Origin of the sequence: Saccharothrix hoggarensis, assembly GCF_042678885.1 — a bacterium.
In the GTDB taxonomy this organism is placed as follows: Bacteria; Actinomycetota; Actinomycetes; order Mycobacteriales; family Pseudonocardiaceae; genus Actinosynnema; species Actinosynnema hoggarensis.
This window is the reverse complement of the sequence record NZ_JBHTLK010000195.1, coordinates 1-13752: the sequence shown is the minus strand read 5'-3', so window position 1 is coordinate 13752 and position 13752 is coordinate 1. Positions and strand designations below refer to the sequence as shown.

The window sequence follows — 13752 nt, the reverse complement described above, 5'->3', positions numbered from 1 at the left end:
CGGTCGCGCCCGTCCTCGCCCCCGGCGAGGCGCCCGAGCACGGGCACAACGTGCGGCGGGGGACGTTCGTCGAGGTGGCGGGCGTGCCCCAACCCGCGCCCGCGCCCCGGTTCGAGCGCACGCCTCCGACCACCCCGAGCCCGCCGCCCACGGTCGGTGCGGACACGGACGCGGTGCTGGGCGAGCTGGGGCTGGGCGCGGAGGAGATCGCGGACCTGCGCGCGGCGGGCGTGGTCGGCTGAGCCGTCGTGCCCGGTGAGCCCCTGCGGCCCGGACCGCGGGGCGTGGTGTGGTTGGGGGATGAGCGCTGGTGCCCGGCCTGCGCGCGGCGGGGTGGGCGGTTGAGCCGCCAGGTCCGGTGAGCCCCTGGCGCATGGCCGGCGGGCGCGGCGATCCCGTGGGCGAGTGGTGCGGCGTCGACGGCGGCGTCAGCCTGGGCGCGGCGGGCGCGTGGGCGGAGCCGTCGTGTCCGGTGCGCGGGGCGCTTCGGGGAGTGCTTCGGCACCCGGTGAGCGGCGGCCGTGAAAAGGGCGCGGGAATTCACCTGAAGAGATACCGGAATAGGTGGCAGCCGTCATCGGCCTTTGTCACGCTCAGTGCGTGCGTCGGCGCGATCAGGTGATGGGCTGCGGAGAACTGACGATGCGGCTGTACCTCGTGTCCGTGCCAGGGGGGTGGGCGAGTGGCCCGTACCTTGGTGATCGGCTGGACCACTGGTCCCCTTGATCGTCCGTTCGGGTGACACCAGGCACGCCTCAGGCGTGATCCAGTGGTGGTTGCTACCACCGGTCGAGCGATCACGGCGGGTTCGGCCCTCATCATCCGGGTGAATGGGGGACGATGACGGGTGACTCGACCGGAGCGGCGCCTCGCCGCCCAGGCCCTGTGATACGGACGGAGACCGATCAGTGAACGTCAAGAAGGTGGTGACGCTGGCGGCGGTCGCGCTGGTGCTGTTCCTCCTGATCACCGAGCCCGACCAGTCCGCCGAGGCGGTGAAGACCGCGTTGGGCTGGCTCCGGTCCGGCGCCGAGTCGATCATCACCTTCGTTCGCAGCCTCTTCGCCTAGCGGACCCGACGAAGTCCGCTCAATGCGGTCACGATCGGTGACGGTGAGTCGCCATCGTTGCACCGTACGGGTGGAATGAGGGCTATAACGCCCTGGTAACAGGGTTTTTGACAAACCAGGGTCTAGCGGTTGTCGGTACCCGCTAATACGGTGCGCTGCATTGGCTGATCTTCGACCGACGAGGAGGCAGAATGGTCGAGGACTCCGGAGTCGACGAGCTGCTGCGGCAGTGGGCGGCTGAGCGCTCGGACGACGCCGAGCTGCAGGAGGTGAACCGGATCAAGGACGCGTGGCTCGCGGAAGCGCCGCCGTCCGCGCCGGGCATCCCGGTGCAGCGGGCGAACGGCGGGCCTCGCGGACTGGTGAAGGTCGAGTCCGCCGACCCGGCGTACGTGGCGGCGATGCGGAAGCGGGCGCCCGAGGTGCCCGAGGCCCTGCTCGCCGCGGCCGCCAGCTACTGGCAGCTGGTCGGCGACCTGTCCGAGGCGGAGCAGTGGTGGGACGCGGGCATCAGCCCGCTGGACCAGCGCGCTCTGGACTACCGGGCGGCCGGGCTCACGCCCGCCGACCTCGGTCGTCGCCTCGGCCCGATGACGGTGCTCCAGCACCTGCGTCGGGGCAGCGCGGCGGCCTGGTGCGTGGCCAGGCTGCAGAGGCAACGCCGGGACGGCGTGGCTTAGTCGGATCGAGTCGGGGCGGGCTCCTGCGCGGTACGGGAGCCCACAACCTGTGAGGGGCGGGCTCCTGTCCGGGAGCCCCAGCCCCGGGCGAAGTACTCTTGAGGCGTGCGAGGCCTCATCACTCCCCAGCGGCTGGCCATCGCGGCCGCCTGCCTGGTCTCGCTCGTCGTGTGCTGCGGCCTCGCCTACTGGCAGTGGGAGCGGTTCTCGCAGGCGGGCGGCACGTTCCAGAACCTCGGCTACGTCTTCCAGTGGCCCCTCTTCGGCCTCTTCCCGGCGTTCATGGTGTGGCGCATGCGCAAGCTGGACGCCCGCCGCAAGGCGGACGAAGCCGCCGCGGCCGCCCAGACCTCCGAGTCGACCGGGTCGACCGACGCCGCCGACGGGGACGCGTCGCCGTCCCCCGCGGAGCCGGTGGCCGCGCCCTCGCGGCCGGTCGTTACCGTTGAGCCCGTCAGAGCACCCGCGCACGACGACGAGGACGACGAGCTCGCGGCCTACAACCGCATGCTCGCGGCACTCCACGCGCGGGACCAGCGGTGAGGTGAGGTAGGGCGATGAGCGGCGCGTTGACCAGGTTCCGGTTCATGGCGTACGTGGTCGGTGTGGGCCTGCTGCTCCTCGTGGTCGCGATGATCGCCAAGTACGCGGGCGGCAACGAGGGCATGATGCAGGTCGTCGGCCCCGTGCACGGCTTCCTCTACGCCGTCTACCTGGTGCTGACCGTCGACCTGGCGCTCAAGGCCCGCTGGTCGATCAAGGGCACGGCCCTGGTGCTGCTCGCGGGCACGATCCCGTTCGTGTCGTTCTACGCCGAGCGCAAGGTGGTCGAGAGCGTCCGGGCCGAGAAGAGCCTGTGAGGCGGGTTGACCGGCCGACCGGGCACGCCTAGCGTCTGGCGGTACCAACTGAACACGGCCGTCGATGTCGCGCGGGAGAGTCCCCGAACGGGGCGCCGAAGGAGCAACTCCTCCCCGGAATCTCTCAGGCACAGCTACCGCCCGACGAAGGCAACTCTGGAAAGCAGGCGCGCAGCCGGCGCGCCTCGCCCACGGTGCAAGCCGCCCTCGCGCGGTGAAGCTCTCAGGCTCATGACAGAGGGGGAGGCTCGCTCTCGACGAGGAGTCTCCGATGGACCGTGTCATCCTTCGTACGTGTCAGCCGACCCGACCGGTCGGTTCTGCCGGCATGTCCGCACCCAGGGAGGACCCCGCCTGATGGAAAGCCGCCGCACGCCCCTGCACGCCGAGCACGAGGCGCTGGGCGCCATGTTCACCGACTTCGCGGGCTGGCGGATGCCGCTGCGCTACGACAGCGAGCTGGCCGAGCACCACGCGGTGCGCACGTCGGCGGGCCTGTTCGACCTGACCCACATGGGTGAGATCGTGCTCACCGGCCCCGAGGCGGGCGCCGCGCTGGACCACGCGCTGGTCGGCCACGCGTCCGCGATCGGCGTCGGCCGCGCCCGCTACACGATGATCTGCGAGGCCGACGGCGGGGTGATCGACGACCTGATCGTGTACCGGACGGGTGACGTCGAGTACCTGGTCGTGGCGAACGCGTCCAACGCCGCCGTGGTGCACGAGGCGCTGGTCGAGCGGGCCGAGGGCTTCGACGCCGTCGTCGCGGACCGGTCGACCGACTACGCCCTGCTCGCCGTGCAGGGGCCGAAGGCGACGGAGATCCTGGCCGGCCTCACCCCCACCGACCTCGCCACGGTGAAGTACTACGCGTCGTACCCGACCGAGGTCGCGGGCAAGCCGGTGCTGCTCGCCCGCACCGGCTACACCGGCGAGGACGGCTTCGAGCTGTTCGTCGCCCCGGACGACGCCGCGCACGTCTGGCAGGCGCTGCTGGAGGCCGGCGCGCCGCACGACCTCAAGCCCGCGGGCCTCGGCTGCCGCGACACGCTCCGGCTGGAGGCCGGCATGCCGCTGTACGGCAACGAGCTCGGCCGGGACCGCACGCCGTTCCACGCGAACCTGGGCCGGGTGGTGAAGCTCGACAAGCCGGGCGACTTCGTCGGCCGCGACGCCCTGGCCGCCGTGGCGGAGAAGGGCGTGGAGAGCAAGCTCGTCGGCCTGCGGACGGCGTCGCGCCGCGCGCCCCGGCACGGCTACCCGGTGCTGGACGCGTCGGGCACGCCGATCGGCGAGGTCACCAGCGGCGCGCTGTCACCGACCCTCGGGTACTCCGTGGCCATGGCGTACGTGGCCGTCGGCGACACTGAACCGGGCACCGCGCTGTCGGTGGACGTCCGGGGCAAGCACGAGCCGGTCGAAGTCGTCGCACTGCCGTTCTACAAGCGAACCAGCTAAGGGAGAGACCCACACATGTCCGAGCACTTCAACACCTCCCTCGCGGAGTTCGACCCGGAGGTCGCGGACGCCGTCGCCGCCGAGCTGCGCCGGCAGCAGAGCACGCTGGAGATGATCGCCTCCGAGAACTTCACGCCGGTGTCGGTGCTGGAGGCGCAGGGCTCGGTGCTGACCAACAAGTACGCCGAGGGCTACCCGGGCCGGCGCTACTACGGCGGCTGCGAGAACGTCGACGTCATCGAGCGGCTGGCGATCGAGCGGGTCAAGGCGCTGTTCGGGGCGGGCTTCGCCAACGTGCAGCCGCACTCGGGCGCGCAGGCCAACGCGTGCGCGATGTTCGCCCTGCTCCAGCCGGGCGACACGATCCTGGGCCTCGACCTCGCGCACGGCGGGCACCTCACCCACGGCATGCGGATCAACTTCTCCGGCAAGCTCTACAACGTGGTGCCCTACCACGTGGCGGAGTCCGACGGCCGGGTCGACATGGCCGAGGTGGAGCGGCTGGCGGCCGAGCACAAGCCGAAGCTGATCGTGGCGGGCTGGTCGGCGTACCCGCGGCAGCTGGACTTCGCGGAGTTCCGCCGGATCGCCGACTCGGTCGGCGCGTACCTGATGGTGGACATGGCGCACTTCGCCGGCCTGGTGGCGGCGGGCCTGCACCCGAGCCCGGTGCCGCACGCGCACGTCGTGACGACGACCACGCACAAGACCCTCGGCGGTCCGCGCGGCGGCGTCATCCTGACCAACGAGGCCGACCTCGCCAAGAAGATCAACTCGGCGGTGTTCCCCGGTCAGCAGGGCGGTCCGCTGGAGCACGTGATCGCGGGCAAGGCGGTGGCGTTCAAGCACGCCGCGTCGCCCGAGTTCGCCGACCGCCAGCGCCGCACGGTCGAGGGCGCGAAGATCCTCGCCGAGCGCCTGTCGCGGCCCGACGCGGCGGCGGCCGGTGTGAAGGTGCTCACCGGCGGCACGGACGTGCACCTCGTGCTGGTCGACCTGGTGGCGTCCGAACTGGACGGCAAGCAGGCCGAGGACCGGCTGCACGAGGTGGGGATCACGGTCAACCGCAACGCGGTGCCGAACGACCCGCGTCCGCCGATGGTGACGTCCGGCCTGCGGATCGGCACGCCGGCGCTGGCCACGCGCGGCTTCGGGGCGGCGGACTTCGCCGAGGTGGCGGACGTCATCGCGGCGGCGCTGCAGCCGTCGCCGGACCTCGCCGAGCTGCGGGCGCGCGTCGACGTGCTGGCGGCGAAGCACCCGCTCTACCCGAACGTGTGAAACGCGCCACGAAATAGGCGCGCCTCGCGGGAGGTTGTCCCGTGCGCAAGCCGCGCACGGGACAACCGAAAGAGGCATCATGACCGCGACGCTCGACACGTTGGCGCTGCCGCACGAAGCGCAGGACCTGCTGTTCCGCGAGGCGCGCACGGCCAACGCGTTCACCGCCGAGCCGGTGACCGACGAGCAGCTCCGCGAGGTGTACGAGCTCGTCAAGTGGGGCCCGACCGCGATGAACAGCCAGCCGCTGCGCGTGGTGTTCGTCCGCGGCGAGGACGCCAAGGCCCGCCTCGCGCCGCACATGTCGCAGGGCAACCGGGCCAAGACGCTGGCCGCGCCGGTGACCGCGATCCTGGCCGCCGACACCGACTTCCACGAGCACCTCGCCCGGACGTTCCCGCACTACCCCGGCGCCAAGGACGTGTTCGCGGACGACGCCCGGCGCGCCGAGGCGGCGAAGACGAGCGCCCTGCTCCAGGCGGGCTACTTCATCGTCGGCGTCCGCGCGGCCGGTCTCGCCGCGGGCCCGATGAGCGGCTTCGACGCCGAGGGCGTGCGCCGCGAGTTCTTCGACGGCACCCACCAGCTGCCGCTGATCGTGGTCAACATCGGCCACCCGGACCACTCCGGCACGCACCCGCGCAACGTCCGGCTGGACTACGACGAGGTCGTCCGCGTCCTCTGAGGCCCGGTTCCCGCTGTGCGACGCCCGATCCCCCGGCCAACCCCGGGCCGGGGGATCGGGGCGTTCCACAGTGGACTAGGCGGCCGGCGCGGTCACCCCCGGCGGCAGGCACTCGACGTTGCGCTTGCCGTTCGGCTGCACCACGAACCACGTGCCGCCGACGCCCTGGCCCTTCCACTGGCCCGGCGCCTCGTCCTTCGCGTAGGTGTAGAGCGGCCAGCCGTCGAGCGTCACCTGCTCGGCACCGTCGGCGCGCTTCACCGTCGACACCAGGGCCGGGTCGACGCCCCGCAGCTGCGGCTTGCCGTCCGACAGCACGGGCGGCCACGTCACGGCGCACTGCCCCTCGCAGGTGGACTTCGCCGGGTTCGGCGTGTCCTTGTCGAACCGGTACAGCGTCCGGCCGTCGCCGTCCTGCACGACGTCGCCCATCTTCGGCACGCTCTTGCCCACCAACGTGATCCGCGGGCCGGACGGCGCGGGCGCGGCCTGGCCCTCGGGCGCGTCGGCCGCGGGCTCCTCGACCGGCACCGCGGGTTCCCCGGCCGGCGTCGCGTCCTCGCTGGTGGGAGGGGCCAAGGGCTCCTGGACGTCTCCGTAGTCGCCCTGGGCCGCGGCGCCCACCTGCCCGGTCTGCGCGACCGTCCGGCCTTGCAAGCCGGTCGCGTTGGAAGTCCACATGACCAGCGCGAGCACGGCTGCCATGCCGCCCGCGACGGCGATGGCGATGCGGTTTCGTCGGATCACACTCACTCCTCCTTGGTCCGTCGATCGCTCCACCGACGAGTACGGCCCCGCGCCCGGCGGGGTTCAGCGAACCGGACCAGGACAGGGGTTCGGGGTGATCGCCGGTCGGCCCGCACGTCACGGCTCCGCCCGCCAGGAGAACCGACAAGCCGTTGCCGGAGAAGGACATCGCGAACGGGTGCGACGCACCCGTGATTTCCACCCCCTGCCGCCTGGGGCCACCCCGTAGGGTGTCCGGGTGGGCAACGAGACATCCTTCCCGCGCCAGCACGCGCGCACCCAGCGGTTCACCCTCGGCGCACCGCGGACGTTCACCGTCGCACCCGACGGCGCCAAGGTGTACTTCCTCCGCACCGCCTCGGCCACGAGCCGGGCGAACGGCCTGTGGGCGTTCGACACCGCCACCCGGACGGAGGCGCTGCTGGCCGACCCCGGCGCGCTGCTGACCGACCCCGAGGACCTGCCGGCGGAGGAGAGGGCGCGCCGCGAGCGGACCCGCGAGCAGGCGGCGGGCATCGTCGGCTACGCCACCGACCGGGACGTGCGGCAGGCCGTGTTCGCCCTGTCCGGCCGGGTGTTCGTGCTCGACCTCGCCACCGCCGCGGTGCGGGAGCTGCCCGTCGCGGGCGCGGCCGTCGACCCGAGGCTCGACCCCACCGGCCGCCGCGTCGGGTACGTCGCGGACGGCGCGCTGCACGTCGTGGACCTGGCGACCGGCGCGGACCGCGTGGTCGCCGAGCCGGACGGCCCGGACGTCACCTGGGGCCTGGCGGAGTTCCTGGCGGCCGAGGAGATGAGCCGGTACCGGGGCTACTGGTTCTCCCCTGACGGCGAGCGGGTGCTGGCCGCCCGCGTGGACAACGCGCCCGTGCCGCGCTGGCACATCGCCGACCCGGCCAACCCCGGCACGCCCGCCACCGAGATCGCCTACCCGGCCGCCGGCACGGCCAACGCCGTCGTCGAGGTCGCGCTCCTCGACGTGGACGGCGCCGGCCGCACCGACGTCCCGTGGGACCGCGACGGGTTCCCGTACCTGGCCTCGGTGTCGTGGACGTCGCACGGCAAGCCGCTGCTGCAGGTCCAGTCCCGCGACCAGCGCCGGTCCCGTGTGCTCGCGGTGGACGTCGCGTCCGGCGCGGTGGACGTGGTGGCCGACGACACCGACCCGCGCTGGCTGGAGATCGTGCCCGGCACGCCCCGCTGGACGCCGGTCGGCGAGCTGCTGCGCGTGCTGCCGGTCGACGGCGCGAACCGGCTCGTCGTGGGCGACCGGGCGTGGACCCCGGACGGCTTCCAGGTCCGCTCGGTGCTCGACGCGGCCGAGGACGGCGTCCTCGTCACCGCCTCCACCGACGACCCCACGCAGACCCACGTCTACCTCGTCACGGCCGACGACGTCACCCGTCTGTCCACTGAGGACGGTGTCAGCGGCGCGGTCCGCGGGGGCGGCGTGCTGGTCCTCGCGACGTCGACCACGGACCGGTTCGGGCAGCGGGTCACCGTCTCCACCGGGGGCGAGATCGCCTCGTTCGCCGAGACCCCCGTGCTCACGCCGGAGGTCCGGCTGCTCACCGTCGGCGAGCGCGACCTGCGCGCCGCGCTGCTGTTCCCGCGCGACCACGTGCCCGGCCGCAAGCTGCCCGTGCTGCTCGACCCGTACGGCGGCCCGCACGCCCAGCGCGTCGTGGCGGCCCGCAACGCCTACCTGACGTCGCAGTGGCTGGCGGACCAGGGGTTCGCGGTCCTCGTGGTCGACGGGCGCGGCACGCCCGGCCGCGGCCCGGAGTGGGAGCGGGAGATCGCCTTCGACTTCGCGGGCGCGACCCTCGAGGACCAGGTGGACGCGCTGCACGCGGTGGCCGCGGCCGAACCGGACCTCGACCTGTCCCGCGTCGGCATCCGCGGCTGGTCCTACGGCGGCTACCTGGCCGCGCTCGCCGTGCTGCGCCGGCCGGACGTGTTCCACGCGGGCATCGCGGGCGCGCCCGTCACCGACTGGCGGCTCTACGACACCCACTACACCGAGCGCTACCTCGGCCACCCGGACGACAGGCCCGACGTCTACGACGGCAACTCGCTGCTGGCCGACGCGCCGAAGCTGGAGCGCCCGCTGATGATCGTGCACGGCCTGGCGGACGACAACGTGGTGGCCGCGCACACGCTGCGGCTGTCGTCGGCGCTGCTGGCCGCCGGCCGCCCGCACACCGTGCTGCCGCTGTCCGGCGTCACGCACATGACCCCGCAGGAGCAGGTGGCGGAGAACCTGCTGCTGCTCCAGGTCGACTTCCTGCGCCGGTCGCTGGCCTGACCCGGTGGACGCGAAGGGGCCGCCCCGCCACGAAGGCGGGACGGCCCCGTTCACGTTCCGCCGTCAGGCGAGCGAGTGCCGGACCAGGTACGGCGGGATCGAGTTCCCGACCAGGGCCAGGTCGTCGATCGTCTCCGGCCGGTAGCCGCACGCGGGCAGCCGCTCGACCATCAGCGCGGTCGGGTCGGCCACCTCGTCGGCGCGCCCGAACAGGTACGCCCACTCGTGCTCGTCCGAGCCGTAGTACGCGACCGTGTCGAACACCTCGTTGAACCGCTGCCACATGCGGATCAACGTCGTGTTGCGCCACATCGTCTGGCAGCCCGCCTGGGACACCACGACGCCGCCCGGCGTCAGCAGCGCCTTGCACAGGCCCAGGAACTCGGCGCCGTACAGGCGGTTGTGCTGCGCCTCCTCCTCGCGCTCGTCCGGCAGGTCCACCAGGACGATGTCGTAGCGCTCGGAGGTGGTGCGGATGTACTCGTAGCCGTCGATGTACTGGACGCGGATCGGGCCTTCGCCCTTCTCCGCCAGCGCCAGCTCGTCGAGCGTGTACCCGTACGGCAGGTGCTCGGCGCACAGCCGCACGGCCTGCGAGTCGATGTCGATGTGGTCGACCACCGAAGCGCCGGCCGCCACCGCCATCTGGCACACCACGCCCTCGGACGAGCCGATGACCAGCACCCGCTCGACCTTGTCGGCCAGCAGCAGCGCCGGGACCATCAGCGCCTCGTGGTACGTCAGCTGGCTGAACTCGGTGCTCTGCCGGTCGTCGTCGCAGAAGAGCGACAACCCCTGCGCGGTGCGGGCGATGACCAGGTGCTGGAACTCGGTGCGGGTGTCGACCACGACCTCGTCGACGTCCCAGTGCCTGGTCATCCCGGCCGCGAGCGGTTCGCGGATCACGGCTTCTCCTCACCGACGAGCGCGGGGACGCGGTGACCCCGGCTGACCATGTCCGTCCGTGCCGACACAGCTCCCAGCGCTTCCGCCAGCAACTGCACCGCGAGCGCGGGCTTGGCGCGCGTGCCGCAGGTGAACACGTCCACGAACACCGCTCCGACCTCCGGATAGGTGTGGATGGACGCGTGCGACTCCGACAACAGGGCCAGCACGGTGACCCCTTGCGGCTCGAACTGCTTGGAGACCACCTCCAACACCGTGGCATCCGCCTGGGTGAGGGCTTCACCGAGCGCGTGTCGCAGGAACTGCTCGTCGTCGAGCAGTTCGGGGCTCACGCCTTCAAGCTCGGCGAGCACGTGCTGTCCTGCGAACAAGCCAACCGGCTCGGATTCGCACGGGAGTTCGGACATCAATCACTCCAAACATCTTCAGGAGGGGTACAGCGGCGGACAGGCGGGGGCGCGCTCATCGCACGCAGTGGGTGGCCAGCGGCGCGAAGCCGTTGAACGCCACCGACGAGTAGCTGGCCGTGTAGGCGCCCGCGCGGAGCAGGTCGACGTGGTCGCCCGCGCGCAGGTCCAGCGGCAGCTCGTAGCACGCGTTCTGGTAGAGCACGTCGTCCGCGTCGCACGTCGGCCCGGCCAGGACGACCGGGCCGAGCGGCACCCCGTCGTGGGGCACGCCGTCGCGGCTGGTGACCAACGGGTACGCGATCGCCTCGCCCTCGGTCTCGGCCAGGCCGCCGTAGCGGCCGATGTCGAGGAAGACCCAGCGGCGTTCGTCCGAATAGGACTTCTTCGCCACCAGCACCACCTCCGAGCGGATCACGCCCGCCTCGGCGACGACCGCCCGTCCCGGCTCGATCATCACCCGGGGCCGGACGTCGCCGAAGTGGCGCTCGACGGAGGCCGTGATGGCGGCGGCGTACTCCGCCAGCGGCGGCGGCTGCTCCAGGTAACCCGCCGGCAGGCCGCCACCCAGGTTGACCGTCGTCAGCTCGATGCCCTCGGCGCGCAGCTTCGCCGTGATCAGGGCGGCGTCGGCGATCGCGCCGTCCCAGCCGTTCGGGTCCAGCTGCTGCGACCCGGCGTGGAACGCCACGCCCAGCGGAACGAGACCCGATTCGGAGGCCAACCGCAGGAGATCCGTCGCCATTTCCGGCGCGCAGCCGAACTTCTTGCCGAACGGGTAGGTGGAACCCTTGCTGTTGACCAGGATTCGCAGCAGCACCGACGCGCCGGGCGCGTGCTCGGCCAGCGCGAGCACGTCCTGTTCGCTGTCGGACACGAACAGTCGCACCCCGCGCTCGAACGCGTAGGCGACGTCCCGCGCCTTCTTGATCGGGTTGCTGTACGAGATGGCCTCCGGCGCGGCGCCGAGCTCCAGGCACAGGTCGATCTCCGCGGGGCTGGCGACGTCGAAGCACGACCCCTCGGCGGCCAGCAGGCCGACCACCTCGGGCGTCGGGTTCGCCTTCACCGCGTAGAAGATCCCGACCTCGGGCAGGGCCGCGCGGAGGGCCGTGAACCGGTCTCGCACGGTCGGCAGGTCGATCACCAGACAGGGGGTGTCCGGTTGCTCATGGTCCAGGAAACGACGGATACGAGCTGTTGCCTCGTCGAGCCGTTGATCGGCAAAGCTCTTCGTCATCTCGCTAGGGGTCCCCCTCCGCAACCGTGTTCGGGCACGGCCGTCCACTCTAGGCGGTGCGGGCGAAAAAAGCGCTATCGGCCGGCGAACTTGTGACGCAACTCCACGACGGTGATGTCCGGCGGAGCGCCCACGCGCACCGGCGGACCCCAGAAACCGGCCCCGTTCGTCGTGTACACCTGCGTGCCGTCGATCGTCTCCAGCCCGCTGCGCATCGGCTGCTGCAGGCCGATCGCCAGGTGGAACGGGAACATCTGCCCGCCGTGCGTGTGCCCGGACAGCTGGAGGTCGACGCCGTGCTTGGCGGCCTCGCGGACCTGCACCGGCTGGTGCGCCATCAGCACCACGGGCGTCGACGTGTCGCGGCCGTCGAGGGCGCGGGCGTAGTCCGGCCCGTCGCCGTGCGCCCTGCCGGTGACGTCGGTGACGCCCGCCAGGTCGAACGACGCGCCGGCCCGCTCGATCGTCAGCCGCTCGTTGCGCAGCGGGTTGACGCCGAGCCGCTCCAGCTCCGCCAGCCACGGCTCGGCGCCCGAGAAGTACTCGTGGTTGCCGGTGACGAAGAAGCTGCCGTGCGTGCTCACGAGGTCGCGCAGCGGAGCCGCCGCCTCGCCCAGCTCGGCCACCGTGCCGTCGACCAGGTCGCCGACGATCGCCACCAGGTCCACCTCCTGGGCGTTGATCATCCGCACGATCCGCTCGGTGTGCGCCCGGCCCAGCAGCGGGCCGAGGTGGATGTCGCTCACGACCGCGATCCGGTAGCCCGCCAACCGCTGGTCGAGCTTGCCGAGCGTCACCGGCACGCGCTTGACCACCGGGTCGCCGAGTGCCTGCGTGGTCCCGTAGCCGACGACCCCCGCGGTGGCCACCCCGCCCGCCACGGCGAGCGACCGCGCGATGAACAGCCGTCGGCCGGGGTCCACCGGCTGCTCCCCGGTCGGGGGCGCCGCCCCGGGCGCCTCGACCGCCCCGTCCGGCGCCCCCACGGCGGCCGGGACCTCGTGCCGGCGGGCGGACCGGAGCAGCAGCGCCCGCGGGACCTCCAGCACGCCGAGGACCAGCGCCAGGTAGAACGCGCCGGCCAGCCAGATGAAGCCGGGCCAGGCCACGGCGTTGCCCAGGGTCGACCCGAGCCGGCTCACGGCCAGCGCCGCCATCACCAACAGGTAGGCGAAGAGCACCACGCCGGTGCCCACCCGGCGCGCGCGACCGGCGCGCGTGGTGTCGCGGACCACGCGCTTCCAGATGTAGTAGTGGGCCGCGCCCATCACGACGGCGAACAGCACGAAGAAGAACAAGCAGGGCCTCCCCGGTGGTGGTGAGACCAGTTTCCACGAATCTCGAACCTGCCATGCAACCCCGGTGGCCCCCGCGGGCGTGATTACCTCGTACCGCAGTACGGGGGAGGACAGATGAGTGATCGGGACACCGCGTTCGCGGAGTACTTCGCGGCGCGGTCCGAGGCCATGCGCGGCACGGCGTACCTGCTGTGCGGTGACTGGCACCGTGCGGAGGACCTCGTGCAGGCCACGTTCACCAAGCTCTACGTGGCCTGGCGGCGGATCAACCGGCACGAGGCACTCGACGCCTACACCCGGCAGACGCTGGTGCGGACGTTCGTCTCCGACCTGCGTCGCGGCTGGTTCCGCAAGGAGCGCGTGTCCGAGTCGACCGCCGACGTCGAGGCGGTCGGCCGGGGCTCGGCGGAGGACCGGCTGGTGCTGCTCGCGGCGCTGGCCAAGGTGCCGCCGAGGCAACGCGCCGTGCTCGTGCTGCGGTACTGGGAGGACCTGTCGGTCGAGGAGACCGCCAGGGCGTTGAACTGCTCGGAAGGAACGGTCAAGAGCCAGGCCGCGCGGGGGCTGCAGACGCTGCGCGGCCTGATCACCCCTCAGCAGGGAGAAAAGGTGCGATGAACGAGCACGAGCTGAAGAGCGCGTTGCAAGACGTGATGGTGGCGAGCAGCCCGCCGCCGCCCATGGACCCCACGGCTGCGCTGGAACGCGGGCAGCGGGCGCACCGGCGCCGCAAGGCCACGTGGGGAGGCGCGGTCGCGGGCCTCGCCGTCGTCGGGATCGCGGTCGGCGCGGTCCTGGTGCCGAACCTCGCC

At 72.3% G+C, this 13752-nt stretch carries 15 protein-coding genes, 1 pseudogene and 2 riboswitches; of the genes and pseudogenes, 11 read left to right on the top strand and 5 right to left on the bottom strand.

What is annotated here, in order from left to right:
- The 8 genes and pseudogenes from ACFQ3T_RS27745 to ACFQ3T_RS27710 form a co-directional block, all read left to right on the top strand.
- A pseudogene (locus ACFQ3T_RS27745) lies at positions 1–242 on the top strand (CoA transferase); the annotation flags it as partial.
- 666 nt (positions 243–908) lie between these two features.
- Entirely contained in the window at positions 909–1070 is a 162-nt protein-coding gene (locus ACFQ3T_RS27740) for a hypothetical protein (protein WP_380727481.1), read from the top strand.
- Positions 1071–1261: 191 nt separating this feature from the next.
- Complete coding sequence (locus tag ACFQ3T_RS27735) at positions 1262–1750, top strand: transcriptional regulator (RefSeq protein WP_077006273.1); 489 nt, start codon at positions 1262–1264, stop codon at positions 1748–1750.
- Between the two features lie 105 nt (positions 1751–1855).
- Positions 1856–2293 (top strand): hypothetical protein, encoded by a 438-nt coding sequence (locus ACFQ3T_RS27730; protein ID WP_380727479.1) that lies wholly within the window; start codon positions 1856–1858, stop codon positions 2291–2293.
- A 14-nt stretch (positions 2294–2307) separates the two neighbouring features.
- Positions 2308–2610: a DUF3817 domain-containing protein gene (locus tag ACFQ3T_RS27725; protein WP_380727477.1), complete on the top strand. Its 303-nt coding sequence runs from the start codon at positions 2308–2310 to the stop codon at positions 2608–2610.
- Between the two features lie 62 nt (positions 2611–2672).
- A riboswitch (glycine riboswitch) is annotated at positions 2673–2760 on the top strand.
- Between the two features lies 1 nt (position 2761).
- Positions 2762–2855, top strand: a riboswitch (glycine riboswitch).
- Between the two features lie 112 nt (positions 2856–2967).
- Positions 2968–4068: a glycine cleavage system aminomethyltransferase GcvT gene (gcvT, locus tag ACFQ3T_RS27720; RefSeq protein WP_380727475.1), complete on the top strand. Its 1101-nt coding sequence runs from the start codon at positions 2968–2970 to the stop codon at positions 4066–4068.
- Positions 4069–4083: 15 nt separating this feature from the next.
- Positions 4084–5349, top strand: coding sequence for a serine hydroxymethyltransferase (glyA, locus tag ACFQ3T_RS27715; protein ID WP_380727473.1), 1266 nt, complete (start codon positions 4084–4086; stop codon positions 5347–5349).
- Between the two features lie 79 nt (positions 5350–5428).
- Positions 5429–6034, top strand: a complete 606-nt coding sequence (locus ACFQ3T_RS27710) for a malonic semialdehyde reductase (protein ID WP_380727471.1) — start codon at positions 5429–5431, stop codon at positions 6032–6034.
- A 75-nt stretch (positions 6035–6109) separates the two neighbouring features.
- Here ACFQ3T_RS27710 and ACFQ3T_RS27705 read toward each other — a convergent pair whose 3' ends face one another.
- Positions 6110–6781: a COG4315 family predicted lipoprotein gene (locus tag ACFQ3T_RS27705; RefSeq protein WP_380727469.1), complete on the bottom strand. Its 672-nt coding sequence runs from the start codon at positions 6779–6781 to the stop codon at positions 6110–6112.
- Positions 6782–7019: 238 nt separating this feature from the next.
- On the opposite strand from ACFQ3T_RS27705, the gene ACFQ3T_RS27700 reads away from it, so the two are divergent.
- Complete coding sequence (locus ACFQ3T_RS27700; RefSeq protein ID WP_380727467.1) at positions 7020–9089, top strand: S9 family peptidase; 2070 nt, start codon at positions 7020–7022, stop codon at positions 9087–9089.
- 63 nt (positions 9090–9152) lie between these two features.
- Here the strand turns inward: ACFQ3T_RS27700 and ACFQ3T_RS27695 are convergent, their stop codons facing one another.
- From ACFQ3T_RS27695 to ACFQ3T_RS27680, 4 genes are all read right to left on the bottom strand, one after another.
- Positions 9153–9995 carry a spermidine synthase gene (locus ACFQ3T_RS27695; RefSeq protein ID WP_380727464.1) on the bottom strand — a complete coding sequence of 281 codons (843 nt, stop codon included), beginning with the start codon at positions 9993–9995 and terminating at the stop codon, positions 9153–9155.
- Positions 9992–10402, bottom strand: coding sequence for an adenosylmethionine decarboxylase (gene speD, locus ACFQ3T_RS27690; protein WP_380727461.1), 411 nt, complete (start codon positions 10400–10402; stop codon positions 9992–9994). Before speD ends, ACFQ3T_RS27695 begins: the two co-directional genes overlap by 4 nt.
- Before the next feature lie 55 nt (positions 10403–10457).
- Positions 10458–11642 carry a type III PLP-dependent enzyme gene (locus tag ACFQ3T_RS27685; RefSeq protein WP_380727459.1) on the bottom strand — a complete coding sequence of 395 codons (1185 nt, stop codon included), beginning with the start codon at positions 11640–11642 and terminating at the stop codon, positions 10458–10460.
- 74 nt (positions 11643–11716) lie between these two features.
- Entirely contained in the window at positions 11717–12940 is a 1224-nt protein-coding gene (locus ACFQ3T_RS27680; RefSeq protein ID WP_380727457.1) for a metallophosphoesterase, read from the bottom strand.
- 114 nt (positions 12941–13054) lie between these two features.
- Here ACFQ3T_RS27680 and ACFQ3T_RS27675 point away from each other — a divergent pair, with 114 nt between their 5' ends.
- Both ACFQ3T_RS27675 and ACFQ3T_RS27670 read left to right on the top strand, forming a co-directional pair.
- The gene (locus ACFQ3T_RS27675; protein WP_380727455.1) at positions 13055–13558 is read left to right on the top strand and encodes a SigE family RNA polymerase sigma factor; all 504 of its coding nucleotides are present in this window, start codon (positions 13055–13057) and stop codon (positions 13556–13558) included.
- The coding region (locus ACFQ3T_RS27670; protein ID WP_380727453.1) for a hypothetical protein at positions 13555–13752 on the top strand (198 nt) is incomplete at its 3' end. The genes ACFQ3T_RS27675 and ACFQ3T_RS27670, both read left to right, overlap by 4 nt.

Bases quoted from the DNA above. Each gene is read 5' to 3' on its own strand.
- ACFQ3T_RS27735 (WP_077006273.1), top strand. From the start codon at position 1,262: ATGGTCGAGGACTCCGGAGTCGACGAGCTGCTGCGGCAGTGGGCGGCT.
- ACFQ3T_RS27725 (WP_380727477.1), top strand. From the start codon at position 2,308: ATGAGCGGCGCGTTGACCAGGTTCCGGTTCATGGCGTACGTGGTCGGT.
- gcvT (WP_380727475.1), top strand. From the start codon at position 2,968: ATGGAAAGCCGCCGCACGCCCCTGCACGCCGAGCACGAGGCGCTGGGC.
- glyA (WP_380727473.1), top strand. From the start codon at position 4,084: ATGTCCGAGCACTTCAACACCTCCCTCGCGGAGTTCGACCCGGAGGTC.
- ACFQ3T_RS27710 (WP_380727471.1), top strand. From the start codon at position 5,429: ATGACCGCGACGCTCGACACGTTGGCGCTGCCGCACGAAGCGCAGGAC.
- speD (WP_380727461.1), bottom strand. From the start codon at position 10,402: ATGTCCGAACTCCCGTGCGAATCCGAGCCGGTTGGCTTGTTCGCAGGA.
- ACFQ3T_RS27685 (WP_380727459.1), bottom strand. From the start codon at position 11,642: ATGACGAAGAGCTTTGCCGATCAACGGCTCGACGAGGCAACAGCTCGT.
- ACFQ3T_RS27675 (WP_380727455.1), top strand. From the start codon at position 13,055: ATGAGTGATCGGGACACCGCGTTCGCGGAGTACTTCGCGGCGCGGTCC.